The organism is Comamonas squillarum, from assembly GCF_025309455.1.
Classification (GTDB): domain Bacteria; phylum Pseudomonadota; class Gammaproteobacteria; order Burkholderiales; family Burkholderiaceae_C; genus Comamonas; species Comamonas squillarum.
Window position 1 is genome coordinate 1,766,333 of the sequence record NZ_CP104377.1, and the last position, 25,409, is coordinate 1,791,741.

At 64.6% G+C, this 25,409-nt stretch carries 26 protein-coding genes; 14 read left to right on the forward strand and 12 right to left on the reverse strand.

Features of this window, described 5'->3' with window-relative positions; genetic code table 11:
- Positions 1 to 33 precede the first annotated feature (33 nt).
- The 3 genes from N4T19_RS08275 to N4T19_RS08285 all read left to right on the forward strand — a co-directional run bounded on the left by N4T19_RS08275 (position 34) and on the right by N4T19_RS08285 (position 3,831).
- Entirely contained in the window at positions 34 to 1,299 is a 1,266-nt protein-coding gene (locus tag N4T19_RS08275) for an MFS transporter (RefSeq protein WP_409935164.1), read from the forward strand.
- Between the two features lie 142 nt (positions 1,300 to 1,441).
- A complete protein-coding gene (locus tag N4T19_RS08280) occupies positions 1,442 to 2,638 on the forward strand; it encodes a M20 aminoacylase family protein (protein WP_116924435.1) in 1,197 nt (398 codons plus the stop codon).
- Positions 2,639 to 2,700: 62 nt separating this feature from the next.
- Complete coding sequence (locus N4T19_RS08285; RefSeq protein WP_182342732.1) at positions 2,701 to 3,831, forward strand: TraB/GumN family protein; 1,131 nt, start codon at positions 2,701 to 2,703, stop codon at positions 3,829 to 3,831.
- Between the two features lie 86 nt (positions 3,832 to 3,917).
- Here the strand turns inward: N4T19_RS08285 and N4T19_RS08290 are convergent, their stop codons facing one another.
- The 3 genes from N4T19_RS08290 to ylqF form a co-directional block, all read right to left on the reverse strand.
- Positions 3,918 to 5,900, reverse strand: coding sequence for an ATP-binding protein (locus N4T19_RS08290; protein ID WP_260719888.1), 1,983 nt, complete (start codon positions 5,898 to 5,900; stop codon positions 3,918 to 3,920).
- Between the two features lie 31 nt (positions 5,901 to 5,931).
- Positions 5,932 to 6,177, reverse strand: a complete 246-nt coding sequence (locus N4T19_RS08295; protein ID WP_182342736.1) for a hypothetical protein — start codon at positions 6,175 to 6,177, stop codon at positions 5,932 to 5,934.
- Positions 6,178 to 6,622: 445 nt separating this feature from the next.
- Entirely contained in the window at positions 6,623 to 7,567 is a 945-nt protein-coding gene (gene ylqF, locus N4T19_RS08300; RefSeq protein ID WP_116924437.1) for a ribosome biogenesis GTPase YlqF, read from the reverse strand.
- A 70-nt stretch (positions 7,568 to 7,637) separates the two neighbouring features.
- Here ylqF and N4T19_RS08305 point away from each other — a divergent pair, with 70 nt between their 5' ends.
- Together N4T19_RS08305 and N4T19_RS08310 are read left to right on the forward strand one after the other, a co-directional pair.
- A complete protein-coding gene (locus N4T19_RS08305) occupies positions 7,638 to 7,889 on the forward strand; it encodes a hypothetical protein (protein ID WP_021027316.1) in 252 nt (83 codons plus the stop codon).
- Positions 7,886 to 8,113, forward strand: coding sequence for an oxidoreductase-like domain-containing protein (locus tag N4T19_RS08310; protein WP_116924438.1), 228 nt, complete (start codon positions 7,886 to 7,888; stop codon positions 8,111 to 8,113). Before N4T19_RS08305 ends, N4T19_RS08310 begins: the two co-directional genes overlap by 4 nt.
- Positions 8,114 to 8,134: 21 nt before the next feature.
- Here N4T19_RS08310 and N4T19_RS08315 read toward each other — a convergent pair whose 3' ends face one another.
- The 3 genes from N4T19_RS08315 to N4T19_RS08325 all read right to left on the reverse strand — a co-directional run bounded on the left by N4T19_RS08315 (position 8,135) and on the right by N4T19_RS08325 (position 13,364).
- On the reverse strand, positions 8,135 to 10,510 hold the full coding sequence (locus N4T19_RS08315) for an FUSC family protein (protein WP_260719889.1): 2,376 nt from the start codon (positions 10,508 to 10,510) through the stop codon (positions 8,135 to 8,137).
- A 177-nt stretch (positions 10,511 to 10,687) separates the two neighbouring features.
- Complete coding sequence (gene gshA / locus N4T19_RS08320; RefSeq protein ID WP_116924440.1) at positions 10,688 to 12,220, reverse strand: glutamate--cysteine ligase; 1,533 nt, start codon at positions 12,218 to 12,220, stop codon at positions 10,688 to 10,690.
- A gap of 226 nt (positions 12,221 to 12,446) precedes the next feature.
- A complete protein-coding gene (locus N4T19_RS08325) occupies positions 12,447 to 13,364 on the reverse strand; it encodes an SDR family NAD(P)-dependent oxidoreductase (RefSeq protein ID WP_116924441.1) in 918 nt (305 codons plus the stop codon).
- A gap of 370 nt (positions 13,365 to 13,734) precedes the next feature.
- Here N4T19_RS08325 and N4T19_RS08330 point away from each other — a divergent pair, with 370 nt between their 5' ends.
- The 9 genes from N4T19_RS08330 (at position 13,735) to tolA (ending at position 20,459) form a co-directional block, all read left to right on the forward strand.
- Positions 13,735 to 14,025 (forward strand): 2Fe-2S iron-sulfur cluster-binding protein, encoded by a 291-nt coding sequence (locus tag N4T19_RS08330; RefSeq protein WP_116924442.1) that lies wholly within the window; start codon positions 13,735 to 13,737, stop codon positions 14,023 to 14,025.
- Between the two features lie 132 nt (positions 14,026 to 14,157).
- Positions 14,158 to 15,279 (forward strand): bifunctional 3,4-dihydroxy-2-butanone-4-phosphate synthase/GTP cyclohydrolase II, encoded by a 1,122-nt coding sequence (ribBA, locus tag N4T19_RS08335; RefSeq protein WP_260719890.1) that lies wholly within the window; start codon positions 14,158 to 14,160, stop codon positions 15,277 to 15,279.
- Between the two features lie 5 nt (positions 15,280 to 15,284).
- Positions 15,285 to 15,746 (forward strand): 6,7-dimethyl-8-ribityllumazine synthase, encoded by a 462-nt coding sequence (ribH, locus tag N4T19_RS08340; RefSeq protein WP_021027309.1) that lies wholly within the window; start codon positions 15,285 to 15,287, stop codon positions 15,744 to 15,746.
- Positions 15,743 to 16,279, forward strand: coding sequence for a transcription antitermination factor NusB (nusB, locus tag N4T19_RS08345; RefSeq protein WP_116924445.1), 537 nt, complete (start codon positions 15,743 to 15,745; stop codon positions 16,277 to 16,279). Before ribH ends, nusB begins: the two co-directional genes overlap by 4 nt.
- A 148-nt stretch (positions 16,280 to 16,427) precedes the next feature.
- Complete coding sequence (locus tag N4T19_RS08350) at positions 16,428 to 17,612, forward strand: pyridoxal phosphate-dependent aminotransferase (protein WP_116924446.1); 1,185 nt, start codon at positions 16,428 to 16,430, stop codon at positions 17,610 to 17,612.
- A gap of 105 nt (positions 17,613 to 17,717) precedes the next feature.
- Positions 17,718 to 18,131, forward strand: a complete 414-nt coding sequence (gene ybgC / locus N4T19_RS08355; protein ID WP_260719891.1) for a tol-pal system-associated acyl-CoA thioesterase — start codon at positions 17,718 to 17,720, stop codon at positions 18,129 to 18,131.
- Positions 18,128 to 18,826, forward strand: coding sequence for a protein TolQ (gene tolQ, locus N4T19_RS08360; RefSeq protein ID WP_021027305.1), 699 nt, complete (start codon positions 18,128 to 18,130; stop codon positions 18,824 to 18,826). The genes ybgC and tolQ overlap by 4 nt, the downstream gene beginning before the upstream one ends.
- Before the next feature lie 17 nt (positions 18,827 to 18,843).
- On the forward strand, positions 18,844 to 19,278 hold the full coding sequence (locus N4T19_RS08365) for an ExbD/TolR family protein (protein WP_021027304.1): 435 nt from the start codon (positions 18,844 to 18,846) through the stop codon (positions 19,276 to 19,278).
- Positions 19,279 to 19,289: 11 nt separating this feature from the next.
- The gene (gene tolA / locus N4T19_RS08370) at positions 19,290 to 20,459 is read left to right on the forward strand and encodes a cell envelope integrity protein TolA (protein ID WP_260719892.1); all 1,170 of its coding nucleotides are present in this window, start codon (positions 19,290 to 19,292) and stop codon (positions 20,457 to 20,459) included.
- 103 nt (positions 20,460 to 20,562) lie between these two features.
- On the opposite strand, the gene N4T19_RS08375 is transcribed toward tolA, so the two are convergent.
- From N4T19_RS08375 to N4T19_RS08400, 6 genes are all read right to left on the reverse strand, one after another.
- Positions 20,563 to 21,288 (reverse strand): SDR family NAD(P)-dependent oxidoreductase, encoded by a 726-nt coding sequence (locus N4T19_RS08375; RefSeq protein ID WP_021026023.1) that lies wholly within the window; start codon positions 21,286 to 21,288, stop codon positions 20,563 to 20,565.
- A 43-nt stretch (positions 21,289 to 21,331) separates the two neighbouring features.
- Complete coding sequence (locus tag N4T19_RS08380) at positions 21,332 to 22,312, reverse strand: Bug family tripartite tricarboxylate transporter substrate binding protein (protein ID WP_116925980.1); 981 nt, start codon at positions 22,310 to 22,312, stop codon at positions 21,332 to 21,334.
- A gap of 34 nt (positions 22,313 to 22,346) precedes the next feature.
- Positions 22,347 to 23,084: an SDR family NAD(P)-dependent oxidoreductase gene (locus N4T19_RS08385; protein ID WP_116925979.1), complete on the reverse strand. Its 738-nt coding sequence runs from the start codon at positions 23,082 to 23,084 to the stop codon at positions 22,347 to 22,349.
- A gap of 1 nt (position 23,085) precedes the next feature.
- On the reverse strand, positions 23,086 to 23,613 hold the full coding sequence (locus N4T19_RS08390; protein WP_021026020.1) for a 2,4'-dihydroxyacetophenone dioxygenase family protein: 528 nt from the start codon (positions 23,611 to 23,613) through the stop codon (positions 23,086 to 23,088).
- 203 nt (positions 23,614 to 23,816) lie between these two features.
- Positions 23,817 to 24,644, reverse strand: coding sequence for an undecaprenyl-diphosphate phosphatase (locus N4T19_RS08395; protein WP_116925978.1), 828 nt, complete (start codon positions 24,642 to 24,644; stop codon positions 23,817 to 23,819).
- Positions 24,645 to 24,762: 118 nt separating this feature from the next.
- The gene (locus tag N4T19_RS08400; protein ID WP_116925977.1) at positions 24,763 to 25,398 is read right to left on the reverse strand and encodes an ABC transporter ATP-binding protein; all 636 of its coding nucleotides are present in this window, start codon (positions 25,396 to 25,398) and stop codon (positions 24,763 to 24,765) included.
- Positions 25,399 to 25,409: the final 11 nt, after the last annotated feature.

The following is a 25,409-nucleotide window of genomic DNA, read 5'->3' on the forward strand; positions in this document are numbered from 1 at the left end:
ACATTGTTTTTCGGATGCGCGCACACTCGCCCCGTGAAAAATAAACAAACAACAACCTCTGCCGCCGCACCCTCCTCGGCAGCGCCTGCTGCAACGCTCAGCCCTGCCGTCTTGCTGCTGATGGCCACAGCCTGCGGCCTCTGCGCCGGCGCCAATTACTTCAACCAACCGCTGCTCAACTCCATCGCCCATGCGCTGCAGGTGAGCGAGAGCACGGCCGGCATTCTGGTCACCTGCGCGCAGGTGTCGTATGCGATTGGCCTGCTGTTTCTGGTGCCGCTGGGCGATATGCTCGAGCGCCGCAAACTGACCGTGGGCCTGATGCTGCTCGCGGCGATCGGCCTGCTGGTCAGCGGCTTTGCCGGCCTGATGCCCTCACCGTTCACAGCCTTGGTGCTGGGCACCTTGGTCACGGGTCTCTTCTCGGTCGCGGCCCAGGTGCTGGTGCCGATGGCCGCCAGCCTGGCCCCGCGTGAGTCAAGTGGCCGCGCCGTCGGCCTGGTGATGAGCGGCCTGCTCACCGGCATTTTGCTCTCGCGCACAGTCGCCGGACTCCTGTCGGCCGTGGGCGGATGGAGCCTGGTCTACAAGGCGGGCGGCATCGCGATGGTGCTGGTGGCGCTGGCCCTCTACCGGGTGCTGCCCAAGGTGGCACACAGCGGCCCACGCCTGCCTTATGGCCAGGTGCTGGGCAGCATGGCCACCTTGATACGCACCCAGCCCCGCCTGCGCACCCGCACCTTGCTGGGGGGCCTGGCCTTTGCATCGGTCAGTGTGCTGTTCTCGACGATGGCCCTGATGCTCGGCGGCCCCGAGCACGGCCTGAGCGATTCGTCGATCGGCCTCATTGGCCTGTCGGGTGTAGCCGGCGCCTTGATGGCCAATGCCGCGGGCCGCCTGGTCGACAAAGGCCTGGAGCGCCCGACCACCGCCTTCTCGGTGCTGCTGCTGGTCGTCAACTGGGCGCTGCTGTGGTACAGCCAGCATTCGGTGTTCCTGTTCATCGTCGGCATGCTGGTGATCGAGCTGGCGCTGCAAGGCACCCACATCTGCAACCAGAACGTCATCTACCGCCTGGCACCCGAGGCGCGCTCGCGCATCAACGCCTGCTATATGACGGGCTACTTTATCGGCGCATCGGCTGGCTCGGCCATCGGCGCCTGGGCCTGGCACCACGGCGGCTGGACGGGTGCCTGCATCGCTGGCACGGTGCTGGCCCTGCTCAATGTGGCGGCCCTGCTGGCGGACCGCAGATTGTCGCATCCGGGCGCCGTGGCCTCTGCCACCGACGCGGCATAAAGGGGCGGCCCGAAGCTTCCCGCCCAGAGCTTCCCGCCAGACACTGTCGCGCAGACACTCCGGGCAGACAGGAGGACAATGGTAGGCTTGCAGTTCCGGCATGGCGGTCAGTGGCCGCCTGCACCGACACGAGAGAGAAACCATGTACCTCGACCAAGACAACGCCCCCAACATCAACCAGCTCACTGCATTTCGCCGCGATCTGCACATGCACCCGGAGCTGAAGTACGAAGAAAACCGCACCGCCGACAAGATCGCGGCCTATCTGACGGCGCTGGGCATCCCCATGGTGCGGGGCCTGGGCACCACCGGCATTGTGGCCAGCATTTACGGCCAGGGGCGCGATGCCGCCAACCCCGGGCCTGCCATCGGTATCCGCGCCGACATGGATGCGCTGCCGGTGCAGGAAACCAACCAGTTTGGCCACATCAGCCAGTACCCGGGCCGCATGCATGCCTGCGGCCACGACGGCCACACGACGATGGTGATGGGGGCCGCTGAGCTGCTCGCTGGCCGGCGTGATTTCGATGGCACGGTGCACCTGATCTTTCAACCCGGTGAAGAAGGCGGCGCAGGCGCGCGCGCGATGATGCAGGACGGGCTGTTTACCCAGTTCCCCTGCCAGGCCGTGTTTGCATTGCACAACTGGCCCGCGCTGCCGCAGGGCCAGATGGGGGTGCGCGTGGGGCCCATCATGGCAGCTGCGCTGCGCTTTGAGATTGTGGTGCGTGGCCGGGGCGGCCATGCGGCACTGCCCCATACGACCGTGGACCCGATCCCGGTGGCCTGCTCCATCGTCGGCCAGTTGCAGACCCTGGTCTCGCGCGGCACTGATCCCTTGGATGCTGCGGTGCTGACCGTGGGCAAGATCGAGTCGGGCACGGTGGAGAACATCATCCCGGATGAGGCCCGTATCTACGGCACCTGCCGCAACCTGACGCTGGCCTCGCAGCAGTTCCTGATCGACGGCCTGCACCGGGTCTCCGGCCACATCGCCGAGGCGCATTTTGCCAGCGCCGAAGTGATCATCAAGCCCGGTTACCCCAACACGACCAACCACCGCAAGGAGGCGCTGTTCATGGGCGAGGTGATGCGCGAGATGGTTGGCAACACCAACGCCCACACCGATGTGCTGCCGGCGATGACAGCCGAGGACTTTGGCTTCATGCTCGAAGAAGTACCCGGTGCCTATGGCTGGATCGGCAACGGCTCCGATGGCCAGCCCGGCGTTGGCTTGCACAACCCGGGCTATGATTTCAACGACAACAATATCGCCCTGGGCGCCAAGTTCTGGGATCGCCTGGCACGCCGCTGGTTTGCGACCCAGGCACAGCGCTAAGCGTTAATCGCCGCAAGGGCTCGCATCACCGCAAGCCTTGCGGCCATGATCTGGAGCCCGTTTTGCAGCATTCAGCACCCCTCTCGCTTCTCCCCCACCACCCCGCACGCGGCCTGCGCCTGCTGCCACAGCTGCTGCTGGGCCTGGCCTTGCTCGCTGGCGGCCATGCGGCCCAGGCACGCACGCCTGCAGCCGCGCCAGCACCGCAGCTGGCACCAGCGGATAACCCCTCCTGCCCGGCCCCAGCCGTCAAAGATCCGGCGGTCTACCAGGCGGAATCGCGCAAGCCGCATCCGGACCGGGGCGTGCTGTGGCAACTGCGCAAAGGCGATACGGTCGCCTATCTCTGGGGCAGCATCCATGTGGGCCAGCTGCCCTGGATCTTTCCCGGACCGCGCACCGCACAAGCGCTGCGCGGGGCCCCCGCCATTGCGCTGGAGCTCGACCCGGTGGACCCCGCCACCTTGCAGGCCTTGACCCAGGCGATGCGCGAAGACAACGACCGGCAAAAGCTGGTCATGCGCCAAAACCCCGAGCTGCAGACACGCATGGGTCGCATGGCCTTTGAATCCTGTGTGGACCAGAGCACCTGGCAAACCAATGCCGCCACCCTGGCCCGCCTGATCGCGCTCGGTATGCAGGACATGGCACGCAGCGGCTACCACCCGGCCTACGGCATCGACCTGAACCTGGCGGCCATGGCCCATGCGGTGGGCAAACCGGTGCAGGCCATCGAGACGGCGCAGGAGCAGCTGCTGGCCATGGGCCTGGGTGGCGATGGTGTGCCCGCGCAGCTGGCCACACCCGACGACATCCGCAAGGCGCTCGACGACATCGACAGCGGCAAGAACCGCCAGGTCGCCCAGAAATTGGCCGAGTATTGGGAAAGCGGTGACCTGGCTGCGCTGGAGCAGCTGATGCAGACCTGCCAATGCCTGGGCGATGTGGGCATGCAAGCGGCCCTGCTCGATACGCGCAACCAGCGCATGGCCGAGCGGCTGCCGGCCATGATGGCGGCCCAACCGCAGCTTTTCATCGCCGTGGGCCTGCTGCACATGGTGGGCGACAACAACCTGCTGCAATTGCTGCAAAAGCAGGGCTTTACGGTGCGGCAGCTGACCGGCAAGGGCGCAGAGGCTGCAGCCGCTGCCAGCAGCGCAGTGCCTGCAAGCACGCCCGCCAAGGCTCAGTAGCTGTAATGGGCGCCATCCGCGCCCATAAAAAAACGCCGCCTGTTTTGCAACAGGCGGCGTAAAAAGTAGCTGAACAGCTCGCGCACTCAGGCCATGCGCGGGCGCTGGTCGTGCTTGGCCAGCATATCGGCATAGGGCTCCAGCACCCATTTTTGTTCAGCCGCATCCGGGATCTGCGCCGCACTGGCCTGCACCACCTGGCCATGCTCGGCACACAGCTGCGCCATTGCGGCCGGGCTGATCAGACCCTCGCGCAGCAGCAAGGCGGTCATCGCCATCAGCAAGGCGTTGTGCTGCACCAGCAGGTCCTGCGCACGCAGCATCTGCGCTTGCAGCAAGGCTTCGATACCGGCATTGCTGGGCCCCACCTCGGTATTGGTGTTGTCGCCAGGCTCCTGGGCCACATCGGTGCGCGACAGACGCGCACCAAAGCCCAGGTGGCGCAGGTAGCGCGCCGCATCCGCCGTGGCCTGCCGGATATCCTGCTCGGCGCCGGTGGTACAGGCTTCCTGGCCAAACACATGGCGCTCGGCCGCGCGGCCGGCCAGGCCCACGCAGACCATGTCCAGCATATTGCGCCGCGATGTCGCCTGCAGCTCGGTAAAGCTGTTGTAGCCGCCTTCGAAAGTCGCAATATTGATCTTGAGCTCCTGCGGCGTGCGGCCATACAGCAGCGCATAGACCAGGCCGTGCCCGGCCTCATGCACCGCCAGCAGCGCGCGAAAATCCGCGCTGGTGCGCTGCTTGACCTTGTTCAGATCCAGCGGAACCGCAAAGCACTGCTGCAGCACCTCTGGCGCACCTGGCAGTGGCAGTTGCACCTGCAGCTGCGCCGCGCCAGCGGCCATCTGCACCTGCAATGGCTGGCCGGCCTGCGCGCCCTGCTCCAGCGCCCACAGCGCTGCATCGACCAACGCACTCGACAAGATCGTGTGCACCGACGAGAACAGCGGCCGCGTGCCCTGAGTGGGGAACACCGCGTTCTGGTAGATCTGCGCGAGCACATCGCTGCCGATGACAAAGCGCAGACCGCAATTGGCTTCAAGCCCCCGCAGATAGTGCTGCACCGTCGTCGCAATCAGCTGCTCGTAGGCCGAGCGGCTGAACGACGGGTAGATCACATGCTGGTTGCCCAGCCGGGCAATCTGCTCGGGCTTGAAGCGCTCGGCCAAGGCGCGCTTGACATCGATCAGCGACAGGCGGCTTGTGAGCCGGTGGAAAATGTCGGCATCGGTGTCGCAGTCCTCGACGCGGCTGGCCGTCTCCGTGTACATCTCGTCGAGATTGCCACAGACAAAGACCAGCAGCCGGCTGTAATCGGTCTCCCAGGATTGCTGGGAGCTGCGAAACTGGAGCAGCAGCTGGTGAATGTAGTCATTGCTCCACTGCATGATGTCAAGCAAGGGCGCATCGAGCTTCAAGCTGCGCTTGAGTGCCTGCGCGTCCCAGGCATCGATCTTGTAGCGCATCTGCTGCTTTTTACGCCGCTCCTGCGCGTCGTCTTCTTCGGCCCGCTCGGCGTCATAGAGCGCGTCCGCCAGCTTGCGCTCGATGCTGTGCAGCTCCGACAAGGCAGGCGGCAGCTTGCCATCCGACAACAAGGCCCAGACATCCTGGAAGCGCTCGACCTTGCTGTCATCGCCCCGGCTGCTCACGGTGCGGTAACGCTGGAACTCATCGAGCACCAGGATGCCGGGCGCGCCTTCCACCAGCCCCGCACTCTCGAGCGTGCCGGAGATGGTCGATGCGCCATAGCTGTCACCGTTTTGGCTGAAGCCGTCCATCTGGACTTCGACAAAGCGATCATAAAAACCCAGCAGCTGCGCCAGGCGGCGCGTCAGCTGGGTCTTGCCCGTGCCTGTCAATCCCCACAGGCACACAATCACAGGGCGGGTAATGAGCTGGGGCATCACGTACCAGGCGCGCACGGCGCCCATCACACGGTCAATCACGTCATCAATACCGATCAATTCGGTTTTCAGCTGGGCCGCAATGGCCTGCAGGTTTTGCTGACGCTCATGCATCTGTACGCGAAGCAATAGCTCCGGGGAGGTTTTCATTTCTTTCATGTTGTGCTGTCTTTTCATCCAGCGCAGCCGCTCAATCCCCATGGTCGGCTTTGCGGGTCATCTGTTGCAAGGCCATCCGGTCGGCACGACGCTGGGCGCCTTGGCTGCGAATGTGCTTGCCCGCAGCGCCGGACAGACGCCGCTGGGCCATGGCTTTGGCAACAGGGTTGAAAGGAGTGGAATCGGCCACGATCAGCAACGCAATAGGTTGCTTCATGCGGCGCAAAGCCTTGACCCGGCCCTCTTCAAAGGCACGGGAAACCGTTTTTGCACTCATCTGTGCGGTTCCTCAGGGGCCTGGCGCGCCTATGGCCTGACGGCGGGCGCAGCAAAACCCCGAAACAAAAAGCCCCGGCGAAGTAGCCAGGGCTTTTGTCGATCCCGGCTGCAGTGGTGCAGGCGGCGATCTGGGCCAAGGCTAAACCATATGAACATGGTTAAGCCGGGGCAGAAACCGTGTTCAGTGGAGAGGGTTGAACATGAAACAGGACATAGCAAAAACTCCCAATGGTGCGCTGCAGAAGGTCATTCGTTGCTGCAGCGATAAGAAGACGAAGGGTGAACTATAGCGGTTATTTCTCAAGAATGCAAGGACTATATACCGCTTGTTGCATAAAAGCCCACAGCAACCGCTGGCTTTGGCCGCTTTTGAGCGGCTTTGTGCGCATAAAAGGCAGCAACCTGCCAGCAGCGCCCCAGCCAGCGCGAGCCTGCCGCGCAGATCAGTAGCGCTTGCGCCCTGCCTTGCGGTGTTTGGCGTGTTCTGCCTTCTTGGCTTGCTGCAAGGCCTCGGCCGCCTCGCCAGCCGCCCGCCATTGCTCAAATTCTGCCGGCGTCTCGACGGTGATGCGGCCCAGCATCTGGGTGCGAAAGTCGGTGATCAGCAGCTCAGCGGCCTTTTGCATGTTGATGCGCCCGCCGCCCATCACTGCGCCGCGCTTCTTGCCAATCAAGGTCAGCAGCTCGTCATCGCTCAGCGCAGCGATGTCCGCATCTTCGAGCCCCAGCTTGTAGCGCTCGTCCAGCTGGCGCGGGTAGTGCTTTTGCAGGTACAGCAGCAGCTCCAGCGCCACCAGCTCGTCGTCATAGGCATTGCGCCCCACCGATCCGCAGGCCGCCAGGTTGTAGCCCGACTCGGGCACGATGATCTTGGGCCAGAGCATGCCGGGTGTGTCCCAGAGGTAGAAATCATCGGCCAGCACAATGCGCTGCTCGTCCTTGGTCACACCGGCCTCGTCGCCGGCCTTGGCCTGGCCTTTGCCGCTCATGCTGTTGATCAGGGTGGACTTGCCCACATTGGGCACGCCGCAGATCAGCACCCGCATGGGCTTGGCCAGACCGCCGCGCCCGGGTGCCAACTGGCGGCATGCCTCCACCAGGCGCTTGGCCGGGGCCGGCTCGCTGGCATCGAGCGGCAGGGCCTTGGTCTCGTGCTGGGCCTCATACCAGGCCACCCACAGCGCCGTGCGGCTGGCATCGGCCATGTCCTGCTTGTTGATGATCTTGAGCGTGGGCTTGTGGCCGGTCAGCTCCGTCAGCGCCGGGTTGGCACTCGATCCAGGCATGCGTGCATCGAGCACCTCGATGACCACATCGATGTCTTTGATGCGCTCGGCAATCAGCTTGCGCGTCAGGTGCATATGCCCGGGGAACCATTGGATACTCATACTCTTGCTTTCGGGGGGAATGGCAGGCAGGCGGTGCGCACGCAGGCGCGCTGTGCCGGATAATGCTGCCATGTCTTCTTTATCTCAACGCCAGTGGGATGCGCAGCGCAAATCCGATCAGGACCTGCTCATCAAAGGCATCATCTTGGTCTTGATAGGGCTGGTGATTGTGGTCTCGCCCTATGTCGCTCAGGGCGATATTGTGCAGGGAGTTTTTGCCAAGGCCCCGGCAGTGGGTTGGTTTTCCCTGGTACTGGGCGCGGCTTTTGTGCTGCGCTTTGGCCTGCGCCGCAAGGCCGTGCCACCCCGGCCCGAGCAGTGAACCCTGCCGTCCTCCGCCTCCAGCCGCTGGCCAGCCTGCGCGAGGCGCGCCAGTGCTTTGCCGCGCTGCAGGCCAGCGCCAGCGCCCGCCAGATCAGCCTGCGCGAGCCCCCAGCCGCGCCCACCACCTGCTGCGGCCGGGGCTGCAATGGCTGCGTCTGGGAAGGTTTTTTTGCCGCGGCAATGTACTGGCAGGAATGCGCGCTGGAGGCGCTGCAGTCCTAACCCCTCCATCTTTTTTAGCGCTCAAGTGGACTGCGCCTGAACCGGTTCTGCTTGCACCGGCGGCAAGGTCTCCTCGCGCGCCAGCAACTGGCGGATCTGCACGGCATCCTGCTGCAGCTGGCCGGCCAGAATGCGTGCCGTGGCCAGGCGCCGCATCAGCCAGGGAATGAGCTGGTCGCGGTCTTCCGGGCCTGGCACGCGCTCGGGAGCGGGCATCTTGGCGGGGCGCTGGGCCTCGGCATCGCCAGCGGCCGGCAACGGCGGCGCCTGCAGCAGGCAGGCATCGATGGTGGCAGCGGTGTCCTGGAGCTGCTGCACCGCAAACGGCGACGGCGTCTGGCCCCGGCGCATCATCAGCATGATCTTGACCGAAGACATCTGGCCCAGCAGCTGGTAGCAATGGGCCTGGAACAGCTCGAGCGCCTGCAGCGGCGGCTGCACGGCACGCGGCTCTTTCAGTGAGCGGTCAACGGCCTGGATCAGCGCGGACAGGCTGTCATAGGCTTCGCGCCGCGCCAGGCGCCAGGCCAGCTCGGGGGCGTTGTCCACGGCCTGCAATTGGTCCACCGCCAGCGACGTGCTGGCATGCGCGGCCTGCGCTTTGAGCACCCGCTGCACGAGCGCGGGCAACTGAGAACGCTCCCAGGACGGCAGCACATAGGCAAAGGCCCAGGCAATGCCGGTGCCGATCAAGGTATCGACCACGCGCTCGAACATATGGAAGGTGGTGCTGCCTCCGGCATGCAGCATATGCGCCTGCACCAGGCCCAGCACCGTGGCGCCCATCGCGGTGAACAGGTAGCGGCGCAGCGCAAAGCCGTGCGCGACGCCCTGGGCCAGCGTCAGGCACAGAATCAAACCCAGCGGCGACAGATGCGCCGACAAGATGGCCAGCGCCGCCACGCAGCCCAGCAAGGTGCCCAGCACCCGCACTGTGCGCCGCTCCAGGGTCTGCGCCAGGCTGCCGCGCAGCACCACCACAATCGTCAGCAGCACCCAGTAGGCATGGGCATTCCAGGGAAGGACCTGCACCACCAGGTAGCCCACCGCAATGGCCAGCGCCGCGCGGATCGCATGGCGCAGCGGAGGCGCATCCCAGCTCATCAGGCCCTTGAATGGCGTCCAGGACCAGGCCGTCGGGCTGACAAACATCTGCCAGCTCGCGCGCACCACGGCCAGATCGGGCTCGACCTCGTCGCGGCCCAGGCCGATCAAGCGGTTGACCTCTTCATGGATGCGCACAATGCGCTCGCTCAGCTCGCGTGACAGTGCCTGGGGCGAGACGTCCGTGTCGTAGTGGTCAGGCAGCGATTCTTCGAGCCGCTGCGCGGGCAGCTTGCTGGCCATCTGCATGGGGCGCAGCAAGGCGTCAAGATTGCTCATCGCGCGGGGCTTGCGGCCCAGCAGCAGGCTGTCGGCCAGGTGCACCACCTCCATCGCCAGGGCACGCAGCATGGCCTGCTGGGCCAGCAGCATCGGCGCCTGCTCGGGCGACTTGCGCAAATGCTCCAGGTCCAGCTCGCAGGCGAGCAGGTGGTCGCGGATCTCCAGCATCTGCATCAGCATGCCGGCCAGGCGTTGGCGGCGCGGCGTGCGCGGGCTCTCCAGCACAATGTCGCGGGCCGCCTGCAGCTGGTCGGCAAAGGCTGCGTGCCGGGCCATCAGCTGGCCCATGTGCTGCTGGGGCTGGCCTGAACGCGAGAATTTGCCAAAATTGCGGTCGGCCAGGTTGTCGCCATAGGCCTCGCCATCGACCGACTCCCCTTCCAGCCCGACATGGCGGGCCGCCTCGGGCAGCACCATGCGCGCCTGCTCCAGCATGAGGGCAGCGAGCGACAGCACGGTATCGGCGATGAACTGCACGCGGTAGCGGAAATTGAGCAAGGTGTTGGCGATGACCGCATACACCAGGAACATGCCCGCGCCAATGCTGAAGAACATCGTCGATTCGGCCGCTGCGGCCAGCAGCTGCCCCTCGGCCGGCTTGGGCACCGACATGCCCAGCACCATGGCCAGCACCACCGCAATGGCAATGGGCGCGCCGCGCTTGCCCCAGGCCATCCACAAAAAGCCCAGAAAAGTGGACAACACGGCCACCAGGCCCAGCAGCACCAGGTGCTGGTGCATCAGCTGCACCATGAAAAACAGCGGCGCCCCCAGCAAGGGGGCAGGCAGCATGCGCCAGAACTTGCCCCGGCGCGGCGCAGGGTTGTCTACCACGATGGTGACGATGACCCCGACCGAGGCCGCCGCCGCATGCTGCGTGCCCCAGATCAGCTGCACCAGCGTGGTTACGAGAAAGAGGCCCAGCGCCACTTCCAGCCCGTTGAGCACATAGTGGTTGAGCAGGCCACGCTTGAACGTGCGCCAGCTGCGGTCGGAAGAGAAGTGCGCCATGGCAGAACAATACGAGAAATCAACACCCAAAGATGTCGGACAAATGATAGCCAACGTGGACAGCTATCAAAACAGAAGCGCAAAGCTTCTTGCAAACGCTTGCATTCTGCCCCCGACCGCTGCGGCGTGCCAGCAACAAAAAAGCCCGCAGCAGCGGGCTCTAGGGCACGAGGTCTATCAAGACACGACCAGGTGTTCGGGAGACATATAGCACTGGCGCCATTCTTCGAACGGCACCGTGTCCGCCGCTTCCATGTCCTTTTGCGCCTTGATCGACTCGGCCGCACGCTGCTGGTACTTGGCCGTCAGCGCATCGCTCCAGGGGCGGGCGAGGGTCTGCTCGCGGGCCCATTGCGACTGGGCGGCGCCAAAGGCCTTGAACGAGGTGCCAAACTGCCCGCTGACCGCCGCCAGCACCTGGGCCGATGGAGTTTGCTCCGGGTGGGCCAGCAGATGCTGGGATTGCTGGAGCGCCTGGCTGTAGTCCTGCGTGCCATGGGCCTGGTCCAGCGCCGCCGCAATGGGCTGGCAGGCTTGCAGCACCTCTTGGGCCCAGTCGGTCAGCAGCACTTCCTGGCCCTGGCGCTGCAGGGTCAGGCCCGGCTCGCGGCCGCGCTCGGCCACCATGTGCTGGTTGTGCTTCATCTCGGCGATTTCAGCGGGCGAATCGGGCGGGCTGTCGCTCAGCAGGCAGTGCAGCAAGAAGACATCGAGCAAGCGCATCGTCGGGGCCGAGATGCCCATGCTGTCAAACGGATTGATGTCCATCAAGCGCACTTCAACATACTCGACGCCGCGCTCGCGCAGCGCATGCAGCGGGCGCTCGCCACGCTGCACCGTGCGCTTGGGGCGGATGGTGCCGTAGAACTCGTTTTCGATCTGCAGCAGGCTCGTGCCCAGCTGGTTGTACTCGCCGCCCGGGTTGATCACACCCACTTTTTCATAGGCTGGATACGGCTGGGTCAAGGCGCCATAGAGCGAATCGGCATAGCCCTTGAGGTCGTTGTAGCTGACGCTGATCGAGGCCTGGGCATCGCTTTGGTAGCCCAGGCGCCCCATGCGCAGCGAGGTTGCGTGGGGCAGGTGCAGGGCGCCCTGGCCATCACCCAGCGGCTGCAGCTGGTGCGGGCGGCCCTGCACAAAGCAAGGACAGAGCACGGGCGACGCGCCAAAGAGATAAAGCAGCAAAAAGGCTTCGCGGCGGAAATTGCGGATCAGACCAAAATAGGCCTCGCTGCTCACCCCTGGCATCGACCAGTTGTAGTGGATGCCCGAGATGGTCTGCATGCGCCGGCCATAGCGGTGGCCCAGGCCCATGCGGTAGATGCTTTTGGAGCGGCCAATGTGCGAGGTGCCATAGCGCCCCAGCGGAATGGTCTCGTCCGAAGGCAGCGAGCAAGGCATGCTCGAGATCCACAGCCGCTCGTCATTGGCTTGCAGAACCTGGTAGACGTACTGGTGCACCTCGGAGAGCTCATCGAGGCAGGCCTGCACGCCCTGGTGCACGCCGGTGATGATCTCGATCTGCGACTCGCTGAAATCGGTCGTGATACTGCTGTGCGTCAGCGCCGAGCCCAAAGCGGCCGGATGCGGCGTCAAGGCCAGCGCACCCTCGTCGTTCACGCGCAGGCCTTCTTTCTCGATGCCTCGCCCAATGCCCAGCAGGCGCTGGGTGCCAATGGCATCAATGCGTTCTTGGATATGGTTCATCTGCGTTGTTCTTGTCTAAGCCGGGCTGCACGATAGCAGGTTGCCCGGCGACTGGCAGAGTATTGCACGCTCAGCCTGACCGGGCTTCGGGATTTAGCCCGATAGCCGCAGCACACCTTGGTAAGAACGTGTAGCGATCGCCCGCGCTGTTGTTTTCTGTACTGCAATAAAGCCCGGCCCCGGGGCACCGGGGGATCAGACCAACCACCCAACGCAGGCCGGCGCCTTAGTGCAGCTTTTGCTGCGCCTTGCGGATTTCCAGGTCGCCCTGCACAAAACCGTTGTCCGGCACGATATCGCCCCGGCGGTCGGTCAGCTCGGCCCATTGCTGGGCCAGGTGGGCATCCATCTCGTCCACCGGTACGCTGTCAGCACTCAGGTGCAGCCCGCGCGTCATTGTGATGTGCGCAGCCTCGAAGCTGCCGGCCCCGGCGCAGACGATGGCCCGCGTCGGCGCGCTCTCGTGCACCAGCGCCAGCATGGCCGGGCTCACCAGCTCGGGCCGCAGTGCGCGCAGCATCTCGGGCGCCAGCAGGCCATCGGTCATGCGCGTGGCGGCCGTGGGCGCGAGCGCATTCACATGGATGTTGTACTTGGCCCCTTCCAGCGCCAGGGTCTGCATCAGGCCCACCAGCGCCATCTTGGCGGCGGCATAGTTGCTCTGGCCAAAGTTGCCAAACAGGCCCGATGACGAGGTCGTCACCAGAATGCGGCCGTAGTGGGCCGCCTGCATAAAGGGCCACACGGCCTTGCAGCAGTGCACGCTGCCCATCAGATGCACTTCCAGCACGGCGCGGAAGTCGTCCATCTCCATCTTGGCAAAGCTCTTGTCGCGCAAGGTACCGGCATTGTTGACCAGCACATCGACCTGGCCCCAGCGCTCGACCACCTGGGCCACCATGGCCTGCACCGCCGGCCAGTCGGTCACCGAGGCATGGCTGGCCATGGCAACGCCGCCCAGCGCCTCGATCTCGCGCACCACCTTCTCGGCCGCTGACGAGTTGCCCTGCCCGTCCACCGCGCCGCCCGGGTCATTGACCAGCACCTTGGCCCCGCGCCGGGCCAGCGCCAACGCATGTTCACGCCCCAGCCCGCCGCCGGCCCCCGTCACAATCGCTACCTTGTCGCTGAAATCCAAACCCATACGTTCGCACCTTTACACCATGCGGGCGCTTGTGCCGCCCAATGTTGGAAGAGGCTTGCAGCCCCGGATGCATTCGCACTGTACGTGTTCACATTTGCTTTGCGCGCCGCTTGGGCGACAGACGCGGGGGCGACAATGCAGGCCAGCGGCCAGCGGTGCGCTAGGGTTATCCCGAAAATGGCTGAACAACCATGTGGATAACTGCGCATCGCGGGCCATTTAACCCGCTAAGCCCATGTTTTTATTAGCCGTGTGTTACATTGCCCGCAATTTCAGCAAAACTGGCCTCATCCTTGCTATCCAGCATCAGTGCTTACCACACTTAGCTGGGCAGCTATGGTTTTGATATGGCCTTTAGGATCCACACCCCATGCCCATCACCCCCGAGCTCTACAACGCCCAGATCGACAACGAAGATATCCAGGTCGATGCCTGGGCAGACACGCCGCTGCTGCAGTCGCTGGAAGAAGGCGGTGTGGACTGGCCCAGCTCCTGCCGCAATGGCACCTGCCGCACCTGTGTGGGTCGATTGAAATCGGGCAGTGTGCACTACGAGATCGAATGGCCCGGGCTCAGCGCCGAGGACAAGGAAGCGGGCTGCATCCTGCCCTGCGTGGCCTATCCGGATGGCAATGTGGTGCTGATGCGTGGCGAGTATTGACCCGCTGCGCCAGTCCCCAGAAGCGCCAAAGCCGCCCAGCCGGGGAGCAGCTGGTCTAAAATTGGGGTTTTTACTGTCTCACGCGCCGCAGATCTGCGCGCAGACACGACACAAGTTCTTTAAAGGCATTCCATGAGCAGCCCCCTGACCCCTGCGCCGATCTCTGCGGTGGAGGACATTGTTGCCGAGATGCGCGCTGGCCGCATGGTCGTTCTGGTCGATGAAGCCGACCGCGAGAACGAAGGTGATCTGGTGCTGGCCTCCGACCATGTCACACCGGAAGCCATCAACTTCATGGCCAAGTGGGGCCGGGGCCTCATCTGCCTGACCCTGACCCGCGAGCGCTGCGAGCGCCTGCAGCTGCGCCAGATGACCGCCAACAATGGCGCCCCGCTGTCCACCGCTTTCACCGTCTCGATCGAGGCGGCCGAAGGCGTGACCACTGGCATCTCTGCCGCAGACCGCGCCCGCACCGTGCAGGCCGCGGTGGCCGCCAATGCCCAGGCCAGCGACCTGGTGCAGCCCGGCCATATCTTCCCGCTGCAGGCGGTGGATGGCGGCGTGCTGATGCGCGCGGGTCACACCGAAGCCGGTTGCGACCTGGCGCGCCTGGCGGGCTGCTCGCCCTCTTCCGTCATCTGCGAAGTGATGAAGGACGACGGTACCATGGCCCGCCTGCCCGATCTGCAGCTGTTCTGCGCCGAGCACGGCATCAAGATCGGCACTATTGCCGACCTGATCGAATACCGCAGCCGCCACGAATCGCTGGTCGAGCGCATCAGCAGCCGCCCGCTGCAAACGGCGCATGGCGAATTCACCGCCCACCTCTACCAGGACCATGCCAGCCACGCGGTGCACATGGCCCTGGTCAAGGGCAGCGTGCAGACGGACAGCGATGTACCCGTGCGCGTGCACGAGCCGCTGTCGGTGATGGACCTGCTCGAGAGCGGCCGCGCGATGCACAGCTGGACCCTGGACGCGAGCCTGGCCTATTTGCAGCAGCAAAACTGCGGCGTGGCCGTGCTGCTCAACTGCAATGAAAGCGCCTCCCAGCTGATCCGCCAGTTCGACGGCAAGGCACGTGCTGCGCAAGCGCCCGAGCGCGGCCGCATGGACCTGCGCACCTATGGCATCGGTGCCCAGATCCTGCGCGACTGCGGCGTGCAGAAGATGCGCCTGCTGGGCGCGCCCCGCCGCCTGCCCAGCATGGCCGGCTACGGGCTTGAGATCACCGGATACATCAACAAGGAATAAGCAGCATGTTTGGAGCAGAAAAAGGCAGTGCCATCAACCTGGATGGCAGCGCGCTTGCCATCGGCATTGTGCAGGCCCGGTTCAACGAAAGCATCACCGACAGCCTGGCCCAGGCCTGCCTGCAGGAGCTGGCCGCCATGGGCGTGCAAGCCGAGAACATCCGCCATGTCAAAGTACCCGGCGCACTCGAAGTGCCCGTGGCACTGCAGGCCATGGCCGAATCCGAAGAATTCGACGCGCTGATTGCGCTGGGCTGCATCATCCGCGGCGAAACCTACCACTTTGAACTGGTGGCCAACGAGTCGGGCGCTGGCGTCACCCGCATCGGCCTGGATTTCCAGATCCCCGTGGCCAATGCCATCCTCACCACTGAAAACGAAGCCCAGGCCATCGCCCGCCAGATCGACAAGGGGCGCGATGCCGCCATCGTCGCTGTCGAGATGGCCAATCTGCTGAAAACACTATGAACGAAAACGACCAGAGCGACTCTTCCTCCAGCCAGCGCCCTCCGCGCCAGGCCCGCAAGGGTCTGACCTCCACCGGCGCGCGCAAGGCCGCCTCCAAGTCCACCCGCAGCCGCTCGCGTGAGTTCGCGCTGCAGGCGCTCTACCAGTACATCCTGAGCGGCAACAGCGCCACCGAGATCGACCTGTTCACGCGCGATCTGGCGGGCTTTCACAAGGCCGATGCTGCCCACTACGACGCACTGCTGCACGGATGCATCGAGGCGGCCGAGCAGCTCAATGCGCAGATCCTGCCCCATCTGGACCGCAAGATGGAAGAGATCTCGCCCATCGAGCATGCCTGCATGTGGATTGGCGTCTATGAATTCCAGCACTGCCTGGATGTGCCATGGCGCGTGGTCATCAACGAAAGTATCGAGCTGGCCAAGGAATTTGGCGGCACCGACGGCTACAAGTATGTGAACGCCGTGCTCAACGCGCTGGCCCCAAGCTTGCGCGCCGCCGAAGTGACTGCTGACCGCAACAACGCGGCCTGATCGCCCTGACCACCGATGCCCATGCCTGCGCGCTGGCATCGGTTTTTCTAAGGGCTTAGCCGCTGCCAGTTATACTTTTGATAGCACACTCCGTGCTTGCCCATATGCCGCCAACGCTGTGGGAGCCCTCTGATCCAAGCTGAAGACCATGAAAATCGCCACCCGAGCCGAGCGCATTGAGCCGTTTTATGTGATGGAGGTCGCCAAGGCCGCCCAGGCACTGGCGGCCCAGGTGGCGGGCAGCGCGGAGCCGATGATCTTCCTGAACATCGGCGAGCCGGACTTCACCGCACCGCAGCTGGTGCAGCAGGCCGCCGAGCGCGCCATTGGCGAAGGCCGCACGCAGTACACCCCGGCGCTGGGCATCGAGCCCTTGCGCCAGGCGCTGTCCGACTGGTACAAGCAGCGCTTTGGCATCGATGTGCCGGCGCGCCGCATCGTCATCACCGCCGGCGCATCGGCTGCCTTGCAGCTCGTGTGCCTGTCGCTGATCGATGCCGGCGACGAGATCCTGATGCCCGACCCCAGCTACCCCTGCAACCGCCACTTTGTCAGCGCAGCAGAAGGCCAGGCCGTGCTGCTGCCCACGACGGCCGAGGAGCGCTTTCAGCTGAGCGCCGACAAGGTGCAGGCCGCCTGGGGCGACAAGACCCGTGGCGTGCTGCTGGCCTCGCCCTCCAACCCCACGGGCAGCTCGATTGCGCCGCAGGAGCTGCGCCGCATCCACGAGGTGGTCAAGGCCCGCGACGGCCTGACCATCATCGACGAAATCTACTTGGGCCTGTCCTATGACGAGGCCTTTGGCCAGACTGCGCTGGCGATCGATGACAACATCATCTCGATCAACAGCTTCAGCAAGTACTTCAACATGACCGGCTGGCGCCTGGGCTGGGCCGTGGTGCCCGAGGCCCTGGTGCCGGTGATCGAGCGCGTGGCGCAGAACCTGTTCATCTGCGCCAGCACGATTGCGCAACACGCAGCGCTGGCCTGTTTTGCGCCCGAGAGCATTGCCGAGTACGAGCGCCGCCGCGCCGAGTTCAAGGCCCGGCGCGATTACTTCATCCCCGCGCTCGAAGCGCTGGGCCTGCCGGTGCCGGTCGCACCCGATGGCGCTTTCTACGCCTGGGCCGATTGCACGCAGGCGGCCAAGAAGCTGGGCGTGGAAGGCTCCTGGGACTTTGCCTATGCGGTGATGGAGCGGGCCCACCTGGCCATCACGCCGGGGCGCGACTTTGGCAGCCATGACACCGGCCGCTTCGTGCGCTTTTCGACCGCCAACTCGATGGAGCAGCTGCAAGAGGCCATTGCCCGGCTGCGCAAGCTGCTGGCCTGATGATGCAGACCGCTGCGCCTTGCCCACTGCCAGTCGCCCCGCAAGGGGTGCTGCGCAGCGCCACCTTTCAGCCACGCTATAAAGCCCCTTTGAAAGGCGATAGCCATGGACTTTGAGTTTCCGATCCGCATGTACTGGGAGGACACCGATGCCGGCGGCATCGTGTTCTACGCGAACTACCTCAAGTTCATGGAGCGGGGCCGCACCGAATGGCTGCGCTCACTGGGACTGGAGCAGCAGCGCCTGCGCGAGCAGGTGGGCGGCATGTTTGTGGTCAGCGAAGCCCATATCAAATATTTACAACCTGCACGTCTGGACGATGAACTCATCGTGACGGCAGCGCTCCAAGAAGCGGGGCGCGCTTCGATGCAGATCGCGCAGCGCGTGCTCTTAAAACAGAAGCAACCAACAGATACACCTCAGCTGCTCTGTGAGGGCACAATCCGTATCGGCTGGGTCGATGCCCTCAGCATGCGCCCGGCAAGAATTCCTCAATCCCTGATCCAAACCATCTCATGAATTCCCAAGAAATGTCCATTGCCAGCCTGGTCTTGCACGCCAGCTGGGTGGTGCAACTCGTGATGCTGATCCTGGTGGCCGCCTCGGTCGCCTGCTGGGCCACGATCCTGCGCAAGGTCGGCATGCTCAAAGCCATCAAGAACAAGAATGAGAGCTTCGAGAGCGACTTCTGGTCCGGCTCCAGCCTCAACGAGCTCTACCAGAACGCGATGCACAACGTCAAAGCCTGCGGCCCGATGGAACGCATCTTTGCCAGCGGCATGCGCGAGTACCAGAAACTGCGCGAGCGCCACATCACCAACCCCGACACCCTGCTCGACGGCACCCGCCGCGCGATGCGTGCGAGCTTCCAGCGCGAGATGGACGAGATCGAATCGGGCCTGTCGCTGCTGGGCACCATCGGCTCGGTCTCCCCGTATGTCGGTCTGTTCGGCACGGTCTGGGGCGTGATGCACGCCTTCACCGGCTTTGCCAGCATGGAACAGATCACCCTGGCCACCGTCGCGCCCGGCATTGCCGAAGCGCTGGTGGCCACGGCCATGGGCCTGTTCGCGGCGATTCCCGCCGTGACTGCCTACAACCGCTTCTCCAGCGGCATTGACCGCATCGCCAGCCAGCAAGAAACCTTCATTGAAGAGTTCTCCAACATCTTGCAGCGCAACCTGGGTGCCCAGCCGCTGCACGCTGCGCACTAAATACAAAGGAAACAGCCATGCCGGCCGTCGCCTCTCGCGGAAAACGCAACCGCCGCACCGTCAACGAGATCAACATGGTGCCCTTCATCGACGTGATGCTGGTGCTGCTGATCATCTTCATGGTCACCGCCCCCATGCTCACGCCGGGCGCCATCAACCTGCCCAAGGCAGGCAAGAGCGAGCGCCCGCCCACCAAGAACATCGCCCATGTGCTGCTGGACAAGGACGGCTCGATCCAGCTCAAGACCGGCAATGTCACGCAGGCCGTGGCCGCGGGCGACCTGGCCGACCGGGCCAAGGCCTGGCAAGCGGACAACCCGCCTGAGGACAGCGCCATGCTCATCGTGGCGGACAAGGACCTGGCCTACCAGAAGGTGATCGATGCCATGTCGACCTTGCAGAAGGCCGGTGTCAAACGTGTCGCCCTGCAAGTGGCTGGTGGCAGCCAATAAGAAGAGTGCCCATGTCTCCTCGTCAAGAGCGCGATCAGCTTGCCCCTCCCAAACCTCCGTCACGGACCAAGTCCTGGACCGTGGCGGCTGCGGCCCACTTGCTGGTGGTCGTCGCCCTGCTGTGGACCGTGCGCAACCCGCGCGACAGCGACCAGCCCTCGGTCGAAGCCGAGCTGTGGGCGCCCACCAATGAGCAGGCCGCGCCTGCGCCGCTGACGCCGCCCCCACCTCCCCCGCCCGTGGCACCGCCGCCGCCCGCCCCGGTTCCGCCACCTCCGCCCCCCGCGCCCGCCCCGGCCGTGACCACGCCCAAGCCCGTGGCGGCCGTGCAGGATGACGACGACCGCGAGTCCGAGATTGCCCTGCGCAAGAAAAAGGAGCAGGAAGCCAAGCAGCGCGAGCAAAAGGAGCGTGAGCTGGCCCAGCGCAAGGAAGCCGAGCGCAAGAAGCAAGCCGAGCAGGACAAGAAGGATCGCCTGGAAGAGGAGCGCCAGGAACGCCTGCAAAAGGAAAAGGATGCCCGCGAAAAGGCCGAGAAGGCGGAGAAGGACCGCAAGGAAGCCGACCGCAAGAAGCAGGCCGAGCAGGACAAGAAGGACCGCCTGCAAAAGGAAAAGGACGCCCGGGAAAAAGCCGAGAAGGACAAGGCCGAGCGCGAGAAGGCCGAGAAAGCCAAGGCAGAAGCCGACGCCAAGGCCAAGGCCGCTGCAGATGCGAAAGCCAAAGCAGCAGCGGACGCCAAGGCCAAGGCCGCTGCTGACGCCAAAGCCAAGGCAGCAGCAGATGCCAAGGCCGCCGAAGCCCAGCGCCAGGCCAATATCGCCCGCATGGCCGGTATGGCAGGCGCTGCAGGTGCGGCCGGCAGCAGCCAGGGTGGCACGCCATCGGGCAGCGCCTCTGGCCAAGGCGGCCCATCGGCCGGCTATGGCGGCAAGGTCGCTGCCAAGGTGCGCCCCAACATCACCTTCCCTGATGACATCCAGGGCAACCCGCGTGCCGAGCTGGAAGTGCGCGCTGCCCCCGATGGCACCATCGTGGGCGTGCGCGTCACCAAGTCCAGCGGCAACAAGGCCTGGGACGATGCCGTTGTCCGCGCAATGCACAAGACCGAGACCTTGCCGCGCGACACCGATGGCCGCGTGCCGTCGAGCCTGGTCATTGGCTTCCGCCCCAAGGACTGACGACCTGTTCGTCTTCCTCAAAAAAAATGCCCTCGGCCACCTGGCCGAGGGCATTTGTCTTTGGATGGACAGCTTGCTGCCACCGCCTTCTCGGGCGTCAGCCTCAGCTCACCATATAGCCGCCATCGACCGGCAGCACCACGCCCGTCATGAAGCTGGCCGCCGGCGTGCAGAGAAACACGGCCGCCTGCGCCACATCCTGCGGTGTGCCCCAGCGCCCCAGCGGCGTGCGTGCCAGGATGGGGCCCGAGCGGGCCGGGTCGTCCTGCAGCGCCTGGGTCAGCGGCGTCGCAATCCAGCCCGGCGCAATCGCGTTCACCCGGATGCCGTCGGCCGCATAGGCAATGGCAAGCGACTTGGTCAGCTGGCCAATGCCACCCTTGCTGGCCGCATAGCCGGGCACCAGGCCACCGCCGAAGAAGGTCAGCATCGATGCGGTGTTGACAATGCAGCCGCGCCGGGCGCGCAGCTTGTCGCGCGTGGCGGTGCAGACCCGCATGGTGCCGGTCAGGTTCACCTCCAGCACGCGCTGGAAGACCTCCACATCGTGCTCCAGCCCGCGCTTGATGATGCCCGCGCAGTTGAAGACGATATCGAGCTCGTCCAGATCGGCGAGCGCCCCATCCAGATCGGCCTGGCGCGTGACATCGGCCTGGCGCACCTCCACCCCAGCATCCAGCGTGCCATCGCCCTCGCCCAGGCCCAGCGCAATCACGCGCGCGCCCAGCGCCGCCAAATGGTTGGCGATCACGGCGCCAATGCCTTGGGTGGCACCGGCGACCAGGGCGGTCTTGCCTGTCAACAGGTCTTTCTGATAGGTCGTAGTCATCACTCGCATCTCTCGCATTGCTTGCTTATCGCCCGCTTGGGGCTCAGTTCTTCATGTCCAGCAGTTTGATCAGGTCGGCGAAATAGGTCGCATCCTTCATCATCTGGTTGCGGAAACCCTGGTCGTCGGCATAGACAAAGCCCAGGTTCTGTTTGGCCAGCACTTCCTGGAAGGCCGGCTCATCGACGGTCTTCTTGGCGGCGGCCTTCAAGTAGTTCAGCACATCGGTGGGCAGCTTCTTGGGGCCGGCAATGCCGCGCCAGGTGCCAATGCTCAGGTCGATGCCCTTTTCCTTCAGGGTGGGGACCTTGTCGAAGTTCTTCACGCGCTGGTCTGCCATCACGGCCAGCATCTTGAGCTTGCCCGCCTGCAGCTGCTGGGCCACTTCGGCCGGGCTCACCGCCACCGCATCGACGTGGCCCCCCATCAGCGCCAGCACGGCCGGGCCCGCGCCCTGGAACGGGATATGGTTGAACTGGATGCCGGTCTTGTCGCCCAGCGCCGTGGCGGCGAAGTGCCAGATCGAGCCATTGCCGGCATTGCCCACGCCCATCTTGCCGGGGTCCTTCTTGGAGGCGGCGAGGAACTCTTCAATCGTGTTCCAGGGCGCATCGGCGCGCACGGTGATCGCGGCCGGGTCGGCATTGAACTGGATGATGGGCTGCACATCGTCGTACGAGAACTTGGCCAGGCCCATGGGCTTGAGGGTCACGAGCTCCACCGTCACCACGGCCAGCTTGTAGCCATCAGGCTTGGCATTGATCATGTCGGTCCAGCCAATGGCGCCGCTGGCACCGGGCTTGTTGATCACCACCACGCTTTGGGGAATGTGCTTGCGCGCCGCCTCACCAAAGGCACGGGCCACACCGTCGGTGCCGCCACCGGGCTGGAAGGGCACGATCAACTCGATCTGGCGCGTCGGGAAATCAGCAGCTGCTGCGACATTGCCCAGCGCCATCAATACCGCGCTGGCACTGGCCGCAAACAAGCCGATGGCGCCTCGGCGCGTTTTGCTCATGTTCATACTGTCTCCTCTGTTTTTACTTTGTCGTGCAGTTTCAATAGGTCGCACGTCCACCGGATACATCAAACACCGCCCCAGTGCTGAACGAGCAGGCGTCAGACGCCAGCCACAGCACCTGGGCCGCAATCTCCTCGGGCTCGCCCAGCCGCCCCATCGGGCTCTTGGCAATCATCGTGGCCACATGCTCGGGGGCCATCTGCTCCAAAATGGGCGTGCGCACCGCTGCCGGTGCCACCGCATTGACCAGCACGCCGCTGCCGGCCAGCTCCTTGCCCAGCGATTTGGTCAGCGCCAGCACCCCGGCCTTGGCGGCGCTGTAGGCCGACGCATTGGGCGTGCCCTCCTTGCCTGCGAGCGAGGCGATATTCACCACCCGGCCATAGCCCTGGGCACGCAGCACCGGCACGACCGCCTTGCAGACGTGGTAGACACCGACCAGGTTGATGTCGATCACCCTTTGCCAGACGGCATCGTCAAAGGCATCGAGAGCCATCGTGGGCCCGGTGATACCGGCGCTGTTGATCAGCATGTCAACCCGGCCCAGGCGGGCCAAGGTCTGCGCCAGCGCCGCCTGGATGCTGGCCGGCTCGGTCACATCGACCGGGCAGAACAGCGCATCGCCGGCCAGCGCTGCGGCAAGCGGCTGCAAATCCCAAACGGCGACCCGCGCGCCCGCTTGCTGCAAGGCCTGCACCAGGCTGGCACCAATGCCGCTGGCGCCCCCCGTCACCACGGCCACGCGGCCGCCAAATTGGTAGCTGCAATCGGCCATGTCAGCGGATGAACTGGTTGGTGTAATCGGCACCCAGGCCAACGGCCTCGAAGTGCTTGCGGCACATGTCGATCTTGGTGAACACGTCCTCAAAACCCATGCCCTTGCCCCAGGGGTCGGTGTAGTACATGACACCATTGACCTGGAAGTAGGTGATCATTTCCTCGCAGTCTTCGGGCACATACAAGGTGTGGGTCTCGCCTGGTGGCTCGAACACATAGCTGCCTTCCTTGGCCCACCAGTCGTGCTCCAGGTATTTCCAGCGGCCCTTGAGCACAAAGCCATGCACCGCCTGGGGGTGGCGGTGGCGGCTGAGCACCCCGGACTTGCGCACCTTGAGCAGGTTCATCCAGTAACCCTGGCTGGCATTGAGGCAAAGCGGACGAAACCAGACATTCTCGGCCTGCGGCACCCACAGCCGCTCATCGGTGGGGATGGCGCTTTCCACCACGATCTCGGGCAGCGCATCAGGTGGGTTCGGATACTGGTAAGGCATCAACGGGGTCTGGTCAGGGCTATCTACAGGCATTTATCCACCATATGGACTAAAGTTCACAATATGGATAATTGTAGAGAACGCCGAAAGACCCGCAGCCCAGACAAACCCCAAGCCTTGGGCGGCACAGACATATTGGCGACAGGGACCGGGCTGCGGCAGTGGCCCAACGGGCACAAAAAAAGCCCGGCTGTCGGGCCGGGCTTGAGTGTGCGGATGCGCGAGGATGTTCGCGATCAGGAATCCACCCAATTGACCATGCCGCTAAAGGCGGTCACCAGCACGATGATGCCGAACACAATGCGGTACCAGGCAAAGGGCACAAAGCTGTTGGAGGCGATGTAGCGCAGCAGCCAGCGCACGCACAGCCAGGCGCTGATGAACGAGAAGATGAGCCCCGTCGCAAACATGGGCAGGTCCGCCATCGACAGCAGTGCCCGCTCCTTGTAGAGGCTGTAGACACCTGCGCCGATCAAGGTCGGGATCGCGAGGAAGAAGGAAAAATCGGTGGCCGCCTGGCGCGACAGGCCCATCAGCATGCCGCCGATGATGGTCGAGCCGCTGCGGCTGGTGCCCGGAATCATCGCCAGGCACTGCACCAGACCCACCTTCAATGCATCGAGCGGCGTCATCTCATCGACCGTCTGCACCCGCACATGGGCCGACTGGCGCTTTTCCGCCCAGAGAATCACAAAGCCGCCCAGGATAAAGGTGGTGGCCACGACGATGGGCGTGAACAAATGCGCCTTGATGTACTTGCCAAACAACAGGCCCAGCACCACGGCGGGCAAAAAGCCGATGAAGACATTGAGCGCAAAGCGCTGCGCCTGGCGGCTCGATGGCAGCGCCACTACGGTGCTGCGGATCTTTTGCCAATACACCAGGATCACCGCAAAGATGGCACCGGTCTGGATCGCGATGTCAAACACCTTGGCCTTGGCATCGTCAAAGCCCAGCAGGCTGCCGGCCAAAATCAAATGCCCTGTCGAGGAGATCGGCAAGAACTCCGTCAGCCCCTCCACCACGCCCATGATGGCGGCTTTGATCAACAGCAAGGTATCCACAACAGTCTTTCAAAAAATCGGTCTGCCCGATTATCCAGCGGCCCAACACGCGCCACAGGGCTGGCCCCCGGGCGCGCACGAAAATTTACACAATGCAGCGCCCGCGCCTGCGCAGCCACTACGGCGCCGGCAGCGCCACCACCTGCACGGCGCCCCCGGCATCCACCAAAGGCTCGTAATGCGCCAGCACGGCATAGCGCCCCTGCGCGGCCAGGTGCGGCGCCAGGGTTTGCAGGCCCTCGCGCAAAAAAGCCAGCGCCGGCTTGTCCAGCCCCGAGGTCGGCTCATCGATCAGCACCAGCCGGGCGCCACTGGCCAGGCCCAGCGCGATGACCAGCTTGCGCAGGCTGCCAGTCGAGAGCGCCAGCAACGGCTTGGCGCTGTGCGCGGCCAGATCCAACCCCGCCTGCCACTGCACAAAAAGCGCCTCGTCCCAGCCCGGACAGTCGCGGCGCAACTGCGCCACCCAATCGGCCACCACCGTAGTGCCTGGCGGCATGGTCGCAGGCAGCCGCGGCTCGTGCCAGAACACGCCCCCTGCGCTCTTGAGCGCCTCCGGCGTCTGGCCATCGATGTGCACGCTGCCTGCGCTGGCCTGCAGCTGCCCGGCCAGCAATTGCAAGGCCGTGGTCTTGCCTGCGCTCAGGCCATCGACCAGCTGCACCAGGCCAGGCGCAGCCTGCCATTGCCAGCCGACCAGCAGCGGGGCCGCTTGCGGGTAGGAGAAATCCAGCGCATTCCATTCCAGGCTCATAGGGGTATCCG